Consider the following 16055-nt stretch of genomic DNA (forward strand, 5'->3'; position numbering starts at 1 on the left):
TTTGAGGCATAATGCCTTGATAACTAAAAGTAAACAGCTAATTGTAGATAGCTGCCAGCTCTATTGTATTTCCCAAAACAGTTTACTAGTTTCAAATATGATCCAAACACCTCGGCTACAATTGTTGCCGTGCACCCTCGAGCATTTCGAAATGTTATTACAAGGCGACGATCAACTGGCCGACCTGCTTGGTATTGCTATTCCTGATAATTGGACAGAATATCCTGAAATGGTCTTAGTAGCATATGATAAGTTGCGCAACGATCCGGCAATACTGGGCTGGTTTTTCTATCTGGTTATACATTGTGCCGATAGGCGCCTGATAGGCGCCGGAGGCTTCAAAGGTAAGCCCTGTGAGGCCGGCATAGTAGAAATGGGTTATGAAATCACCGCAGATTACCGGGAAAAAGGACTGGGTACAGAAATGGCAGCAGCGCTTATCCGCTTTGCCTTTGGCCACTCCTATATACAACGTGTGATTGCCCACACAGAAGAAGTATACAATGCATCTGTTAAAATATTACAAAAAGCAGGAATGCGGTTTGCAGGCGCCATTAAAAACAAAGACGGGGAAGACCTCTGGGAGTGGGAGATCACACGGGAACAATACCAGGAAGCCTCCTCATAACCCGGCGGAAAAGCCTGCGGACAACTCCGTTCATCCATCTTTTCATCCTGAAAGTATCTCCTTTCCCTTATTTTTGATACTTGTTTTTTAAACCAATCATAACACTCATGAAGAAATGGATGATAAGTGCAGCCCTACTTTGCAGCATGGGAGCTTTTGCACAAAACGGTACCAATGTAGAAGGAAGCCGTTACCAGTTTACAACGATAAAAAATCTGGACGCGGGTGATGTACAGAACCAGGGTCGCACCGGTACTTGCTGGTCCTTTTCAGGCTTATCTTTTTTTGAATCTGAATTACTGCACAACGGTAAAGACAAAGGATTAAATCTTAGCGAAATGTTTGTGGTACGTAAAATGTATCCGCTAAAAGCAGCCAATTATGTACGCATGCACGGTAAAGCCAACTTCGGTGAAGGTGGCGGTTTCCCGGATGACCTGTTGTGCCTCCGTGAATATGGCCTGGTTCCACAAAGCATATATGATGGCAACAAAGATAAAATGTATAACCACGCCGAAATGGAAAGTCTCCTGGAAGGCCTGGTAAACAAAATTGGTGAAGCCCAGGGCACAATTAACCCCGATTGGTCCAAAGCCTTCAACGGCGTACTCGACGCATACATGGGTGCTGCCCCCGAAAAATTCGATTATAACGGTAAATCCTATACGCCGCAGTCTTTTGCAAAAGAACTGGGTATTCATGCAGATGATTATGTGTTGATTTCTTCTTTCACTCACCATCCCTACAATTCACAGTTTGTGCTGGAAGTGCCCGACAACTGGAATTGGGAAAAAGTGTACAACGTAAACCTGACAGACTTCACCAATATTGCTGAAAATGCAATCATGAATGGCTATACCATCGCATGGGCAGCAGACGTAAGCGAAAAAGGCTTCAACTTCAAAGAAGGACTGGCCATTGTTCCGGAAAAAGACTGGTCTGATATGACGCCGGAAGAAACAAAAAATGCTTTCCTGGAACCAGGTAAAGAGAAAACTATTACTGCTGAAATCCGCCAAAAAGCATTCGATAACTACGAAACACAAGACGACCACGGCATGCACATTGTTGGCCTGGTAAAAGATCAGAATGGCAATAAATACTTCCGTGTAAAAAATTCCTGGGGCACCAGTAATCCTGGTCAGGGTTATTTCTACGCTTCTGAACCTTACTTCGCGTATAAAACCACCTGCATCATGGTCAACAAAAAAGCGTTACCTGCTGATGTAGCCAAAAAATTAGGTATTAAGTAATCATGCCTTTACATAAAAAGGGGTGGTATTATGAATACCACCCCTTTTTATTGAGCTAATCATATATTTGCTTCCGTCAAATAATATTAGTTGACTTTGTCATATACCTGCTGTAAAGTGATTGAGTGTCAACACCTCAATGCTTCCCTTCTTGTTGTTGGGCATAGCTATAATTACCTAAGCGGATCTTTACCGGCACTCCGGTTCGTTTTTGCCATACCCATTCCTGTTTACAGAAAAAACCGAAGTGTTGGCGGTAGCAAGCATCCGGCGCCATTTGATTAGCCGGAACAGCTTCTGCTACTTTTGCTGGGAGAAGTATGCTGTTATAAGGAAGGTATTGGCCTGGTGAGGAGCCAGAAAACAAGGAAGCACGAGCATCTGTAGAAAACGATAAGGAAACGCGCCCTGCCGGCCATAACAGTCCGGGGTTTAAAATAGCTTGCTGGGCAGCAGCTTTAGTAGTGTAGAAAACACTTATGATCCATATCCATCCGTATCTCCACATCTCATTCAGACAACTTCTTCAAAACTGCCTATGCCTTCACGGATCAGTAGCGGTTCTACTCCTGTACAATCTATTACGGTAGAGAAGTCTATTCCTCCTGGACCTCCGTCCACTACAATATCTACCTGGTTACCGAACTTCTCATAAATGATCTCTGGGTCCGTATATTCTTCTACGTAGGGATCTATGGGAAGCGTAGTGCTCATAATGGGATTGCCCAATTCCTTCACGATAGTGCGGCAGATATTATTATCCGGCACTCTGATACCTACGGTATCTTTTTTCGTTTTCAGTAGTTTGGGCACCAAACGGCTGGCAGGGAGAATAAACGTATAAGGCCCTGGCAACGCCTTTTTCAGCATTCTGAATATGGGCGTGTCCACACTTTTTGCATAGTCCGATAAATGACTAAGGTCATAGCAGATGAAAGAAAAATGAGCCTTTTTCGGATCTACCTGTTTTATCCGGGCTATACGCTCAATGGCTTTGTGTTGTGTAATATCGCAACCTAAACCATAAACCGTATCAGTAGGATAAATAATGATACCGCCATTTTTCAAACACTCAATGATAGTTTTGATATGGCGGGGGGTCGGGTTCTCTGGGTGTACGTTTAACAGCATGTTATAAAGTTACGGATTGTGTTTCAATTTCATCTTTTTAACCTACCTTTCAGCCCGATTTTTCTAAACCTACGCGATGAACTTAAAAGGCATCATACCAAGAACGTGGAGGAGATTGAAGAGAGTATTGCTGGTTTTATTAATAGCGCAATTTGCATATATCATTCTGTTAAAATGGGTAAATCCCCCCATTACAATTACTCAAATATCGAGCTGGGCCAGCCTCTGGGGAACCGATAAAAAGCTAAGGAAAACCTGGGTTAGTTACGATGCCATATCCCAGTACACTAAACTGGCCGTTATCGCTAGTGAAGACCAGCTCTTCACGGATCATAACGGTTTCGATTTTAAGTCGATCGAAAAGGCCATGAAGCATAATCAACAAAGCAAAAAAATTAAAGGCGCGAGCACCATTAGTCAGCAAGTGGCCAAAAACGTTTTTCTTTGGCAAGGTCGCAGCTGGCTCCGTAAAGGGCTGGAAGTATACTTCACTTTTATGATTGAAAAAGTATGGGGCAAGCAACGGATTCTGGAAGTATACCTGAATGTGGCGGAAATGGGAGAAGGCATATTTGGGGTAGAAGCAGCTTCCCAGGCAAACTTCCATAAAAGTGCCAGCAGCCTTAACCAGGAAGAATCTGCCATGATTGCAGCCTGCTTGCCTAACCCTATAAAATATACCATTACACCACCGGCCAGGATCACTATTTACCGCCAGCGTAAGATACTGGTGCAAATGCGTAACCTGGCGCCTGATCCCGATATTATAGCGTTGATTTCCTCTAAAAAATAATCACGGTTGGTGTTCCAGCAATGCCTCTATAGCAGCAATGGCTTGGGCTTCACGCTCGGCGTAACCACCGCGGATATCTACCCAGGATACACCTGATTTCGTTACAATGTCCCGGTAAATCTGATAAAAGTGCTCCCGCATAGCCGGGTCCGGATGCTCCCGCTGTGGATCTTCCTCCCAAGGCAGGTCTATATAAGTGAGCAAATAAAGATCACAATGTTGTTGGGCAACCTGTTTCAATATACGGGGATCGCAATTGCCATACTTATGCTCGCTCCATACTTTGATCACGTACAAATCGGTATCACAGATCAGTACCCTATTGGCTTGTAATGCCTGTTGACGTTCCAATGCAATTTGTCCGGCTGCTATTTCCAGCAGGTCTTGCTGATTATAAGGACGGCTAAGCTGATCGATATATTCCCGGGCATACTCCGGCGTCCATACCGTATGGAAATGTGTAGCCAGCTTTTCGCTGAGGGTACTTTTACCTGTAGACTCAGGCCCAATAACAACAACTTTCTTCATAAACGGGTAATTTCGCTTTGCTGCACTTCTTTTCTCCAGCTAAAATATCCGAAAACGGCAACGATAAATAAAAAGATGGTCAGCAATGAGGTAAGGTAGAGGTGTTTATAAAACAGTAACGGAACAGCTACCAGATTGGAAATATTCAGCAATATCCAGTTTTCGAGCTTGCGCTTTGCCAGCAGCCACATACCTGCACAAGCAGTAGCAGATACAAAGGCATCCATAACGGGCACATTAGAATCAGAAAAATGGCGTAACAAATAATAAAAGATCCCCCATCCCCCCAGCGATATTAATACAGCGGTGATCAGCTCCCTGCCATTGCTGCTCGTAATAGGCACCACTGGTTCCTGTGGCCTCTTCTTCGCCCAATACACCCAGCCATACACGCTCATTACCAGGTAATAAGCGTTCAGTGTAGCATCTGCATAAAGCTTAAAATGCTCCCGTGATAACAGCCAGGTATATATGGCAGTACTGATAATCCCGGTAGGGTACACCAGTATGTTATTTTCCTTTTGAAAAAGCACAGATAACACTGCGAAGAATACTGCAATTCCTTCCAGCCACGTCATTTGATACAGCCCCTCTAAAAAGCCCTGGTATAGATCATTCATAATGCGAAGATGAAAAATTATTTTATCACTCCTGTTAAGGTACCGGATACATTCCAGAAACTCTGGCTGCTACCTTCCGGCTTACCTTGTGGAATGGCCACCTGTATCGTATGCCAACCCGGAGTAATGTCTGGCAACGCAATGGTTACCGGCGCCGTAAGCGTACCTGGGCACCAGTTAGACCGGCTTAGATCTGACGATGATAAACCATTACCAAAATTACCGGAAGCAGGATTAGACAGGCGATAAGTAGCACAATCAACCCTCCAGGGGGTAAACTGGTATACCCGTTGTCCATCTACAAAGAGCTCATTGGGCTTTGGATTAAATTCATCTCCGCCACCCCAGCCACCATGACCTGTGGTGGTATAATGCAGCTGTATGTGTTTAACACCTTCCGGAATATTTACCCGTACTGTTAAAGAGTCTTTATCGAAGAGGGTAGCATACTCCTGACCAGCCATTTCCATAATATTGGTCGTATTAAATATGGGCTGTACCCAATTGCGCGCCACCGGCTCCTGGTCTTCCGAATCCCCAGGATAATACTGCAGGCTAAGACTTATCTTATGTCCTCCTTTATCATAATTCCCGATATATACCCCTATCCATACTTCTCCTTGTAAACGGTATTGCAAAGCGCTGATATCCTGTTTATACACTACCGAATCGGCCCAGTGATAGCCTGCTATCTTTACCTGGTCATTAAAATGGTGCACACCAAATGGCGTAAAGAACCTTAATATCTCGAGGGCTGGCAGATAGTTATCGGTAGCCACCATCCCATGATATGGCTGTCCGTTGCGGGCGGTAAAAGCCGGCAAAGCAGCTACGCCTTTTTCCAATCCATCCAGAAACGAGGTGGCTTTGTCTGTAGGGATTATAAATACCGCACCGGTACGATCGTATGCATCCCCGTTGGAATATTGTGTGAGTGTAGCAAAAAGGGTTTGTCCTTTTTGCGGGACGGGCAGCTGTATCTTTTTCAGGACAACAGTGCCGCCTGCATAATGATATGTTTGATTAAGCTGTTCCCCGTCGGGATTAGCAGCATTATTTCCCCAACAGATCTGCTCCTGGTTAAAAACGGGCAGGGTAGTATAACGGCTGTCTATCACCTGCCGCAGATAAGCAGCATCATCTACCAGGGTACCGGTATGCTGCGGCCAGTTCAGTTCTGCCGCAGTTATTTTGCGGTATTGGATACGTTTGGCAATGGTTTCGCTATTCCCATTACGCACAATTTTAAGTACCAATCCCAAGCCTGGTGCAATCGTAATATTGGGTGTGCCTTTTAGTGGCAAAGCATCGGTGTACCATACATCGATGGTATTGGAACGGATAAACAACCGGGCCTTCTTGCACACGAAGCCTAATATGGTAGCCGTATCCGGTAACAGGGTAGGGGTAGCGTATTCCCCGAAAGGTTTTTTAAGCGTATATATTGTTCCATCAGCCAATTGTAGCACCTGCAAGGTAGTAGCACCTTGGGTTTCCAGGTATTGTTGCTCTTTTTGTTTGTTAGCTCCCGGGGCAATGCGTGCTTGCCCGTGGTCTATAAAAAGCTGTAATTCATTGCCGGGGATGGCTTTCCCATTGCTGGTAAAGCCATAGGTAATCACTGCCGATGCACTGTCTGCTGTTTTTTTCTTCTGCGCCAGCGCCGGGTGCAATGCCAGGGCAGCAACAAACATTAATATAAATCCTTTCATATGGGTAATTCCTTTTGAGCAGCTTATAAGTAATTGCTGTTAACTATTGGCTAAAAAAAAGCACAGCCGTAAAGACTGTGCTTCGTTTAACACTATCATTCACTCAACTATGGCTTATTCAGCTTCTGCCACTACTTCTTTCACTTCTGGGATCATACGCTTCATCATGCCTTCAATGCCGGCTTTTAGCGTAATCATAGAAGAAGGGCAGCCAGAGCAGGAACCTTGCAACATCAGTGTAACGGTACCGCTGTTATAATCTTTGAACTGAATGGCACCACCATCCATTTCCACAGCAGGTTTTACATAATTTTCAAGCAATTCCTTGATTCGTTTTACCACGTCTGTATCATCTGCACTTACTTCATTGCTGGCAGAATCTTTAGTGATTACTACCTCATCTTCATTGATTACGGGACGGGAGTCTTCCAGGTATTCTTTCAGGAAGGCCTTCACGGTAGGAATTATATCGTTCCAGTCGGTTTCGCTTGTTTTGGTCAGCGTAATAAAATTAGCCATGATAAATACTCCCCTTATGAAAGGAAAGCTAAACAGTTCTATGGCTAAAGGAGACGGTTTGGCACTGGCTTCATCCGGGAAATCAATACTTTTACCAGGATACAGGAGTTTGTTGGCCACAAACTTCATGGTTTCCGGGTTAGGTGTCATTTCCGTGTATATGCTGATAATTGGATTTCCTGTTTTAATCATTTTATCCCTATTTATTCGTGCAAAGGTAATGATTTTTCAAACAGATTTATGGGATGCATCAGTTGGTTAACCATCGAAATTAACAATCCTGGTATAACTAGCAACAATATCTAGCACCATCGTTTAACAGCAGCATAGTTATACGATATCTCTATAATATAGAAAGAAGATTCACAGCTCCAAAGACATTATATTTATTCACATTTAAATATTACAGACCACTGATTATTTTTGTATAAGCTATGCAAACAAAGAAAGTCATAAAAGCGCGCAAAAGGATTGCGCTAATTGCCCACGACCATAAAAAGGCCGAGTTAATAGACTGGGCCATCTATAATAAAACGGTATTGAGCCGCCACGAGCTATATGCCACCGGTACAACCGGACAGCTCATTGAACAAGCGCTGGACGTATCTGTGCGAAAGCTACTGAGCGGCCCCCTGGGCGGCGATCAACAAATAGGCGCCCTGATAGCCACCGGAGAGCTGGATGTGATCATTTTCTTCTGGGACCCTATGGAAGCCTTGCCGCACGACCCGGATATTAAAGCACTGCTCCGCCTGGGCGTTGTTTGGAATATTCCCATGGCCAGCAACCGCGCTTCCGCAGACTTTCTGCTTACCTCTCCACTCATGCATGAAGAGTACGAAGCTATTTTACCAGATTATAGCCAGTATACCAAAAGAAAAGTATAACCTTAACCGTTCGTTCTCCTGCCTTTATAAGAGGAGGAATCAAGAATTTTCCGAACTTTAACAACTTCGGGGGTGAGAATTGCGCACAGGGATGGTAGCGCAACAACAATTCCGGCAGACTATTTACCCGAAGATTACCAATCGCCGGCATTTAAAGTGAAGTTAGCGCAGGAATAAAAGTCTATCTTCATAACAATCACATAATTATATCGTATCAGCCCCTCTTTTTGCTATTTTCGCATCTTAGGTTAAAAGTAAAGTTAGGCAGATGTTGAAGCAATTTATAGTTGGTTGTATGCTGTGCATGTTCCTGGTGCAACAGCTGAAGGCGCAATTGCCCCCCAAACGTGAACTAAGGGCAGTATGGATCGCCACAGTAGAAAATATTGACTGGCCATCCCGGCGTGGATTGAGCACAGAACAACAGAAACAGGAATTCATCGCTATTCTGGACCATCAGCAACAAAACGGCATGAATGCCGTAGTTGTACAGGTACGCCCAGCTACAGACGCGTTCTATCCCTCGCCATTTGAACCCTGGTCTGAATACCTTACCGGCGTACAGGGCCAGCCACCTAATCCTTATTACGATCCCCTACAGTTCATGGTTGAGGAAACGCATAAACGCGGCATGGAATTCCATGCCTGGTTTAATCCTTACCGCGCTGTCTTCAATGTGAGCCGCAGCAGTGTAGCCTCCAATCACATTACCCGCTTAAAACCCCAATGGTTCCTTACTTACGATAATCGTAAATACTTTGACCCAGGTATTCCTGAAGTAAGGGAATACGTTACCAATGTGATACGCGACGTGGTGAAACGTTATGATATTGATGCCGTTCACTTCGATGATTATTTTTACCCCTACCGGGTGCCTGGAAAAGAGTTTCCGGACAACAACTCTTATCGCCTGTACGGCAATAATATGATGAAAGATGACTGGCGCCGGGCGAACGTAGATGCCATCATACAAATGCTGAGCGTAGCTATCAAGGCGGAAAAACCCTGGGTAAAATTCGGTATCAGCCCCTTTGGCGTATGGCGCAATAAAGATAAAGACCTGGAAGGTTCCTATACTAAAGGCGGCCAAACCAATTACGACGACCTCTATGCAGATATCCTGAAGTGGTTAAAAAACGGCTGGATAGACTACGTTGCGCCACAGATCTACTGGGAACGCGGACACCGGCTGGCCGACTATGAAATATTATTAAATTGGTGGGGCCAGCACGGATATGGCCGAAATGTATACATAGGCCACGGCGCTTACCGCATTGGTAGCAACGCGGCGTGGAAAAACCCTAACGAGTTGCCTGCACAGGTAGAAGAAGCCCGCGCCCTCAATACGATACAAGGAAGTATCTTTTATAGCGTCAGCTCATTCCGCGGCAATCCGCTTGGCATTGAAGATATTCTCCGTAACCGTCTCTTCAAATATCCCGCCTTACGGCCTATTATGCCCTGGCTGCCTAAAGAAACACCGGAAGCGCCCTCTTTTGCTGATGCTATAGAAAGACCCGACGGACTGGAAATCCACTGGACAGATAATGACACCAGCGGGCACACTAAACAATACGTGCTTTACCGCTTTGATAAAACAGAAGCTATTAACGTAAGCGACCCAACGAAAATCATCAGAATATTACCACAATCTTCCGATCCGGTGTTTAAAGACGCTACTTATGTGAAAGGCAAATTATATACCTACGTAGTAACAGCATTAGACCGTATGCAGAACGAGAGCTACGTAAGTGAGCCCCTGCGGATGGATATACAGAATGGGAAAATAGCGTTCCTGTTTGAGCAGTAGCCATAAATATACAACTCCTGGCTTCTAAAACATGATGTGTTGTTTGGAAGCCAGGAGTTGTACATTATACGCTAACGAATATACGTAAGTTATTTTTTTTTCGTTCCAGCACCTTTATTTCACTTTACTCAGAAAATCAGGTTGCCTGTTTCCATATCGATCGCAGTAGCTTCAGCTTTAGCCGACTCCAGTATAGGAAAGTTATCCACATAAGCCAACTCTCTGACAACACCGTTCATCATAAAAGCAGTTATTGTTCCGGCGCCTATGGCGTTCATCATCCTCTCATTTTTTTGCTGTCGATAATCTGCCTGGTAATTGGACAACACATAACCATAACCCCTTTTTGTCAGGGCAACTACAGCATCCCTTTTCAATACATCTCCCTTTTTTACGGACTTATACGCTATGCCCTTCTTCACAACGCCCCAAACATCTGCTTTCTCTGTCATAGGCAGGTCTGTGGGAATAAGGGGCACTTTTCTACGGGATTTACTTTCTTCTTTCGTTAGTGCACGGTCTGGCTTATTCCGGAGAAAACTTTCAAACGTATAATATACACCCTCATTTAAGACACTATCTTTTAACGCCGGCACTTCTCGCTTTTGTAAATACCTAAGCATTAATTCGTTGTAAGACAAAATAGGAGCATCTACGGGTAATATCAACAAGGCAGAATCCGCAGCAAGGTATAGCTCTTGGATCGCTTTGGCTAAGTTGTTACCATGCTTATGCGTAACATCCAAGCCCGTGTTATAATGCACGATATCCCTGGAGATCAGTTCTTTATAAATTTCGCCATCCGAAAGGTAAGCTGTTGCCTTTAAACGGACATAGGCTTTTTCGCCCGCGTCTCCTGTATGCTCTCCAATCCTTACATCTTCCACCACCCACAACATTGCTGGTTTGCCCGGCTCGTATACAGTAGCCAAAGCAGTATCTATATAATCCAGGAGATAGGCACTCATATTTTTTTCTGGTACAGCAAGTACCTTCTTATTATATAAGCCAACTTCCACAAAGCCTAAGCGGGTAGAATCCCATAAAGCGTTTACCACGGTGATACCCGAGAAATGGTGCGGCAGATCTTCCGGTTTAAAAACCAGGGGTCCTTTCAGACTGATCTTTCTAAGAGTAACACGATCTTCATTTTTAGATTGCGCCATCATTGGCATTACAGCTCCTTGTATGGAGAGCAGCAAGGTGATAATAAATATTTTAACTGGCATAGAAAATATAGGCGTGAATGTTATACCTGGATGGCCGTCGAAATTAGAATAAAAACCTATATCCTTTGTCTACCGGCATCTCTTATACTTATAATACGTTTTAGCAGACAGGAAAAGTTGGTCTTTTTAAGCCGTTGTCGTTAACGGCCGCAATTGGCCCAAGGGGGCTTTCATTTTTTCAAAAATTCCAACAAATAAGCATATCTTTTTATTTTTTTCTAAATTTTATCCATCTAACAAAAGTTTATATAAAGAATGAAGCATTCCTTTAGTATCTTTAAACCGTTCCCAAATTATATTGTACACCATCGCCACGGCGCAAGTCAAAGGAAAAAGTGTGCCAAAGAAAAAAAATCTGAACCAAAATGGATGAAGTGAAGCAAACGCAAGGTTTATACCGTCCGGAATTTGAACATGATGCCTGCGGAACAGGATTTACCGCCCACATTAAGGGCCGTAAGTCTCACCATATTATTCGTGATGCTTTAACCATGCTGGAAAACATGGAACACCGCGGAGCCTGCGGCTGTGAGCAAAACACAGGGGATGGTGCAGGAATCCTGTTTCAAACCCCACATGAGTTCCTCTACGACGAATGCCTGAAATTAGGCATCCGTTTACCGGAATTTGGAAAATACGGTGTGGGCATGGTCTTTTTTCCTAAAGAGCCGCGCTGGCGCGAAGAATGCCGCGAGATCTTTCAGCGCAGCGCAGAAAAACTGGGCCTCGACATTCTCGGTTACCGGAAAGTACCTGTACGCCCGGATGGTATCGGCGAAACAGCGCTTTCTGTAGAACCCGAAATTGAACAGGTATTTATCGCCTGTCCTTATCATATCAGCGACCCGGAAGTTTTTGAGCGTAAACTATTCGTATTACGTAACTACGTTTCTAAAACAGTCCGTAATACAGTGCCTAAAGAAAAGTCGCTGTTCTATATCGCCTCTCTTTCTTATAAGACCATTGTATACAAAGGCCAGCTAACTACCTACCAGGTACGCCACTACTATTCAGATCTAAACGATGAGAAAATGGTATCTGCCTTTGCCCTCATCCACTCCCGTTTTGCCACCAACACCTTCCCTAGCTGGAGACTGGCGCACCCTTACCGGTATATTGCCCATAACGGTGAAATCAATACGCTTAAGGGTAACCTGAACTGGCTCCGCTCCGGAGAAAGGGACTTTGTCTCTAAATATTTCACGAAGGAAGAAATGGAGATGCTGTTGCCGATCACAGAAGATGGTCAATCTGATTCTGCCAGCCTCGATAACGTAATAGAGCTCCTTACCATGACAGGCCGCTCCCTCCCGCACGTGATGATGATGCTGGTACCTGAAGCCTGGGATGATAATGAAGATATGGATGAAGAAAAGAAAGCTTTCTACGAATATCATGCTTCCCTTATGGAACCATGGGATGGTCCTGCTTCCATTTCTTTCACCGACGGAAAAATTATTGGCGCTACACTGGACCGTAACGGGTTACGTCCCAGCCGCTTCGTAGTAACCAAAGACGATCGCGTGATCATGGCCTCAGAAGCTGGCGTACTGCCCATTGATCCCAAAAACATCAAAGAAAAAGGCCGTCTCCAACCCGGTAAAATGTTTATCGTAGACATGGAACAGGGCCGTATTATCGGAGATGAAGAATTGAAAAAACAAATCTGCTCCCAGCAACCATATGGCGAGTGGCTGAATAAATATAAGATCCGCCTCGAAGAATTGCCGGAACCAAGAGTTACCTTCTCCCACCTGGAACATGATCAGATCTTCAAATACCAACGCGCTTTCGGTTATAGCACCGAAGACCTGGATCATATCATTGCTCCAATGGCCCTTGACGGAAAAGAACCCGTAGGGTCTATGGGAACTGATACTCCGCTGGCAGTACTCAGCAATCAACCACAACACCTGAGCAACTACTTCAAACAATTGTTTGCACAGGTAACTAACCCGCCTATCGATCCTATCAGGGAAAGACTAGTGATGTCGCTGGCTACTTTTGTGGGTAACAATGGTAATCTGTTGGATGAAGACCCACTGCACTGCCACACCATCGCATTACGCCATCCGATCCTCAACAATCACGAACTGGAAAAAATACGCAGTGTGGATACCGGCCTATTCCAGGCTAAAACGCTGCATACTTATTTCAAAGCCGATGGCAAACCGGGTTCCCTCGAAAAAGGCCTGGCACGCTTGTGCCGCTATGCCATTGATGCCGTAGAAGACGGATTTGAAGTGATTATCCTGTCCGACCGCGCTATTGACTCCGAACACGCTGCCATTCCTTCCCTGTTAGCAGCATCTGCCGTACACCACCACCTGATCCGTAAAGGTTATCGTGGTCAGGTAGGGTTAATCGTAGAGGCTGGCGACGTGTGGGAAGTACATCATTTTGCCTGCCTGCTGGGCTTTGGCGTAACCGCCATTAATCCATATCTGGCGCTCAGCACCATCCGTGATATGAAGCTGAATGGCAAACTGGATACCAACCAGGACGCAGACAAACTAAAAAAGAATTACGTTAAAGCGGTTTGTGATGGCCTATTGAAAGTATTTTCCAAAATGGGCATTTCCACCCTGCAATCTTACCAGGGTGCACAAATCTTTGAAATACTGGGTATTAATCAGGCTACTGTAGATAAATACTTCACTGGCGCCGTTTCCCGTATACAAGGCCTTGGTCCTGATGAAATTGCCCGAGAAACACTGGCTAAACACTGGATGGGGTATGGCAGGAAGGAAACTCCTGTGCAACGTTTAACAGAAGGTGGCGTATACCAGTGGAAACGTAAAGGAGAATTCCATCTCTTTAATCCCACTACTATTCACTACCTGCAGCTGGCTACCCGTATGGGTGACTACGCTGCTTTCAAAAAATACTCTAAAGCAGTAAATGATCAGAGCGAAAAAGCAGCTACCCTACGCAGCCTGTTTTCCTTCCGGAAAAACCGGCCTTCCATCTCTATCGATGAAGTAGAACCTGCTACCAGCATCTTTAAACGTTTCGCCACCGGAGCGATGAGCTTTGGGTCTATTTCCCATGAAGCCCACTCCACATTGGCTATTGCCATGAACCGTATTGGCGCTAAAAGCAATACGGGTGAAGGGGGAGAAGATGAACTGCGTTATGAGCTGCTGGAAAATGGCGACTCTATGCGCTCTGCCATCAAACAGGTTGCCAGCGCCCGTTTTGGGGTAACCAGCTACTACCTCACCAATGCCGACGAGCTGCAAATCAAAATGGCTCAAGGTGCAAAACCAGGGGAAGGCGGGCAACTACCAGGTCACAAAGTAGACGATTGGATCGCTAAAGTTAGGCACGCTACACCAGGTGTAGGTTTGATCTCTCCTCCGCCACATCATGATATTTATTCTATTGAGGACCTGGCCCAGCTGATTTATGACCTGAAAAACGCTAACCGCGCCGCCCGTATCAGTGTGAAATTGGTTTCTAAAGCTGGCGTAGGCACTATTGCTGCCGGTGTAGCTAAAGCCCACGCCGACGTGGTACTGGTTTCCGGTTACGACGGAGGCACCGGCGCCTCTCCTGAAAGCTCTATCAAACACGCAGGCTTGCCCTGGGAACTTGGTTTGGCGGAAACCCACCAAACACTCGTAAAAAATAAACTCCGGAGCAGGGTAGTACTGCAAACAGATGGCCAGTTAAAAACTGGTCGTGATATTGCCATCGCTACTTTACTCGGCGCGGAAGAATGGGGCGTAGCTACTGCCGCCCTGGTGGTAGAAGGTTGTATCATGATGCGTAAATGCCATGTAAATACCTGCCCCGTAGGGGTAGCCACCCAAGACCCGGAACTGCGTAAACGCTTTACCGGCGACCCTCAACACGTAGTAAACCTGTTCACCTACCTGGTGGAGGAGCTCCGCGAAATCATGGCAGACCTGGGATTCCGCACCATCAACGAAATGGTTGGCCAGGTAGAATGCCTGCAGATGCGTGATAATATTACTCACTGGAAAACCCAGAAACTGGATCTTTCCCCGATCTTATACAAAGAAGAAGCTGCCGCCGAAACAGGCCTATACAAACAGGAAGAGCAGGATCATGGTATTAGCGAAGTGTTAGACTGGCAACTACTCAAAGTGGCCCAACCTGCACTCGAAAAGAAAACTCGGGTATACCAGCAGTTTACAGTAAAAAATACCGACCGGACTATTGGAACCATTCTTTCCAACGAAATATCCAAACGTTATAAAAGCGAAGGATTGCCCGAAGATACCCTGCACTTCAAATTCACCGGTTCTGCCGGACAAAGCTTCGGTGCCTTTACTACAAAGGGGTTAACGCTGGAGCTGGAAGGAGAGGCTAACGATTACTTTGGGAAAGGCTTATCCGGCGCTAAACTGGTACTGTATCCACAGGGAGAAGCAGGCTTTAAAGCAGAAGAAAATATTATTGCTGGTAACGTTTGCTTCTATGGCGCTACCTCCGGGGAAGCCTATATCCGTGGAAAAGCGGGTGAGCGCTTCTGCGTCCGCAATTCCGGCGCTACCGTAGTAACAGAAGGGGTGGGCGACCACGGTTGTGAATACATGACTGGTGGAAAAGCAGTGGTATTGGGTGAAACCGGCCGCAACTTTGGTGCTGGCATGAGTGGTGGTATTGCCTATGTATACGACGTAAAAGGTACGTTCGCTAACCATTGCAACAGAGACATGATCGACCTCGATCCGCTGGATCAGGAAGATGTGAACCAGTTGCAGGATCTGATCACCAAACACCATGCCTATACGAATAGCACGGTGGCCAAGTTTATCCTGAAAGACTGGGAAAATCAACTGCGCCACTTTGTAAAAGTATTCCCGAAAGAATACAAAGCCGTAATAAAATCAGGCAAAGTGCAGGGCCAACAAGTAGGCCGCTAGTACGTAAACTTTAACATTCACCATCAAAATATCCCTTGCTGATAAGGGAC

13 protein-coding genes are annotated in these 16055 nt (G+C 45.4%); 6 read left to right on the forward strand and 7 right to left on the reverse strand.

Features of this window, described 5'->3' with window-relative positions; all coding sequences use genetic code 11:
- Positions 1-97: 97 nt before the first annotated feature.
- Both ACDQ55_RS03615 and ACDQ55_RS03620 read left to right on the forward strand, forming a co-directional pair.
- Positions 98-628, forward strand: a complete 531-nt coding sequence (locus ACDQ55_RS03615; protein ID WP_420979741.1) for a GNAT family N-acetyltransferase — start codon at positions 98-100, stop codon at positions 626-628.
- Positions 629-735: 107 nt separating this feature from the next.
- Positions 736-1881, forward strand: a complete 1146-nt coding sequence (locus tag ACDQ55_RS03620; RefSeq protein WP_420979742.1) for an aminopeptidase C — start codon at positions 736-738, stop codon at positions 1879-1881.
- Positions 1882-2017: 136 nt separating this feature from the next.
- Here the strand turns inward: ACDQ55_RS03620 and ACDQ55_RS03625 are convergent, their stop codons facing one another.
- Both ACDQ55_RS03625 and ACDQ55_RS03630 read right to left on the reverse strand, forming a co-directional pair.
- Positions 2018-2389, reverse strand: coding sequence for a hypothetical protein (locus ACDQ55_RS03625; RefSeq protein ID WP_420979743.1), 372 nt, complete (start codon positions 2387-2389; stop codon positions 2018-2020).
- Between the two features lie 5 nt (positions 2390-2394).
- On the reverse strand, positions 2395-3012 hold the full coding sequence (locus ACDQ55_RS03630; RefSeq protein ID WP_420979744.1) for an L-threonylcarbamoyladenylate synthase: 618 nt from the start codon (positions 3010-3012) through the stop codon (positions 2395-2397).
- A gap of 76 nt (positions 3013-3088) precedes the next feature.
- Between ACDQ55_RS03630 and mtgA the strand changes: the two genes are divergently transcribed.
- The gene (gene mtgA / locus ACDQ55_RS03635; protein ID WP_420979745.1) at positions 3089-3805 is read left to right on the forward strand and encodes a monofunctional biosynthetic peptidoglycan transglycosylase; all 717 of its coding nucleotides are present in this window, start codon (positions 3089-3091) and stop codon (positions 3803-3805) included.
- On the opposite strand, the gene ACDQ55_RS03640 is transcribed toward mtgA, so the two are convergent.
- The 4 genes from ACDQ55_RS03640 to ACDQ55_RS03655 form a co-directional block, all read right to left on the reverse strand.
- On the reverse strand, positions 3806-4333 hold the full coding sequence (locus ACDQ55_RS03640) for an AAA family ATPase (RefSeq protein WP_420979746.1): 528 nt from the start codon (positions 4331-4333) through the stop codon (positions 3806-3808).
- Entirely contained in the window at positions 4330-4953 is a 624-nt protein-coding gene (gene pnuC / locus ACDQ55_RS03645; RefSeq protein ID WP_420979747.1) for a nicotinamide riboside transporter PnuC, read from the reverse strand. The genes ACDQ55_RS03640 and pnuC overlap by 4 nt, the downstream gene beginning before the upstream one ends.
- A 17-nt stretch (positions 4954-4970) precedes the next feature.
- A complete protein-coding gene (locus ACDQ55_RS03650) occupies positions 4971-6665 on the reverse strand; it encodes a PNGase F N-terminal domain-containing protein (RefSeq protein WP_420979748.1) in 1695 nt (564 codons plus the stop codon).
- A gap of 114 nt (positions 6666-6779) precedes the next feature.
- Complete coding sequence (locus ACDQ55_RS03655; RefSeq protein ID WP_420979749.1) at positions 6780-7376, reverse strand: NifU family protein; 597 nt, start codon at positions 7374-7376, stop codon at positions 6780-6782.
- A 242-nt stretch (positions 7377-7618) separates the two neighbouring features.
- On the opposite strand from ACDQ55_RS03655, the gene ACDQ55_RS03660 reads away from it, so the two are divergent.
- Both ACDQ55_RS03660 and ACDQ55_RS03665 read left to right on the forward strand, forming a co-directional pair.
- Positions 7619-8071, forward strand: a complete 453-nt coding sequence (locus ACDQ55_RS03660) for a methylglyoxal synthase (RefSeq protein ID WP_420979751.1) — start codon at positions 7619-7621, stop codon at positions 8069-8071.
- 268 nt (positions 8072-8339) lie between these two features.
- A complete protein-coding gene (locus tag ACDQ55_RS03665) occupies positions 8340-9881 on the forward strand; it encodes a glycoside hydrolase family 10 protein (protein ID WP_420979752.1) in 1542 nt (513 codons plus the stop codon).
- 128 nt (positions 9882-10009) lie between these two features.
- Here ACDQ55_RS03665 and ACDQ55_RS03670 read toward each other — a convergent pair whose 3' ends face one another.
- A complete protein-coding gene (locus ACDQ55_RS03670; RefSeq protein ID WP_420979753.1) occupies positions 10010-11110 on the reverse strand; it encodes a hypothetical protein in 1101 nt (366 codons plus the stop codon).
- Positions 11111-11475: 365 nt separating this feature from the next.
- Between ACDQ55_RS03670 and gltB the strand changes: the two genes are divergently transcribed.
- Positions 11476-16005: a glutamate synthase large subunit gene (gene gltB, locus ACDQ55_RS03675; protein ID WP_420979755.1), complete on the forward strand. Its 4530-nt coding sequence runs from the start codon at positions 11476-11478 to the stop codon at positions 16003-16005.
- Positions 16006-16055: the final 50 nt, after the last annotated feature.

The organism is Chitinophaga sp. 30R24, from assembly GCF_049056765.1.
Taxonomy (GTDB): Bacteria; Bacteroidota; Bacteroidia; order Chitinophagales; family Chitinophagaceae; genus Chitinophaga.

Excerpts from the sequence above, each read along its gene's own strand:
- ACDQ55_RS03650 (WP_420979748.1), bottom strand. The coding sequence starts at position 6,665 with ATGAAAGGATTTATATTAATGTTTGTTGCTGCCCTGGCATTGCACCCG.
- pnuC (WP_420979747.1), bottom strand. The coding sequence starts at position 4,953 with ATGAATGATCTATACCAGGGCTTTTTAGAGGGGCTGTATCAAATGACG.
- gltB (WP_420979755.1), top strand. The coding sequence starts at position 11,476 with ATGGATGAAGTGAAGCAAACGCAAGGTTTATACCGTCCGGAATTTGAA.
- mtgA (WP_420979745.1), top strand. The coding sequence starts at position 3,089 with ATGAACTTAAAAGGCATCATACCAAGAACGTGGAGGAGATTGAAGAGA.
- ACDQ55_RS03655 (WP_420979749.1), bottom strand. The coding sequence starts at position 7,376 with ATGATTAAAACAGGAAATCCAATTATCAGCATATACACGGAAATGACA.
- ACDQ55_RS03615 (WP_420979741.1), top strand. The coding sequence starts at position 98 with ATGATCCAAACACCTCGGCTACAATTGTTGCCGTGCACCCTCGAGCAT.
- ACDQ55_RS03660 (WP_420979751.1), top strand. The coding sequence starts at position 7,619 with ATGCAAACAAAGAAAGTCATAAAAGCGCGCAAAAGGATTGCGCTAATT.
- ACDQ55_RS03665 (WP_420979752.1), top strand. The coding sequence starts at position 8,340 with ATGTTGAAGCAATTTATAGTTGGTTGTATGCTGTGCATGTTCCTGGTG.
- ACDQ55_RS03670 (WP_420979753.1), bottom strand. The coding sequence starts at position 11,110 with ATGCCAGTTAAAATATTTATTATCACCTTGCTGCTCTCCATACAAGGA.
- ACDQ55_RS03630 (WP_420979744.1), bottom strand. The coding sequence starts at position 3,012 with ATGCTGTTAAACGTACACCCAGAGAACCCGACCCCCCGCCATATCAAA.
- ACDQ55_RS03640 (WP_420979746.1), bottom strand. The coding sequence starts at position 4,333 with ATGAAGAAAGTTGTTGTTATTGGGCCTGAGTCTACAGGTAAAAGTACC.
- ACDQ55_RS03625 (WP_420979743.1), bottom strand. The coding sequence starts at position 2,389 with ATGTGGAGATACGGATGGATATGGATCATAAGTGTTTTCTACACTACT.
- ACDQ55_RS03620 (WP_420979742.1), top strand. The coding sequence starts at position 736 with ATGAAGAAATGGATGATAAGTGCAGCCCTACTTTGCAGCATGGGAGCT.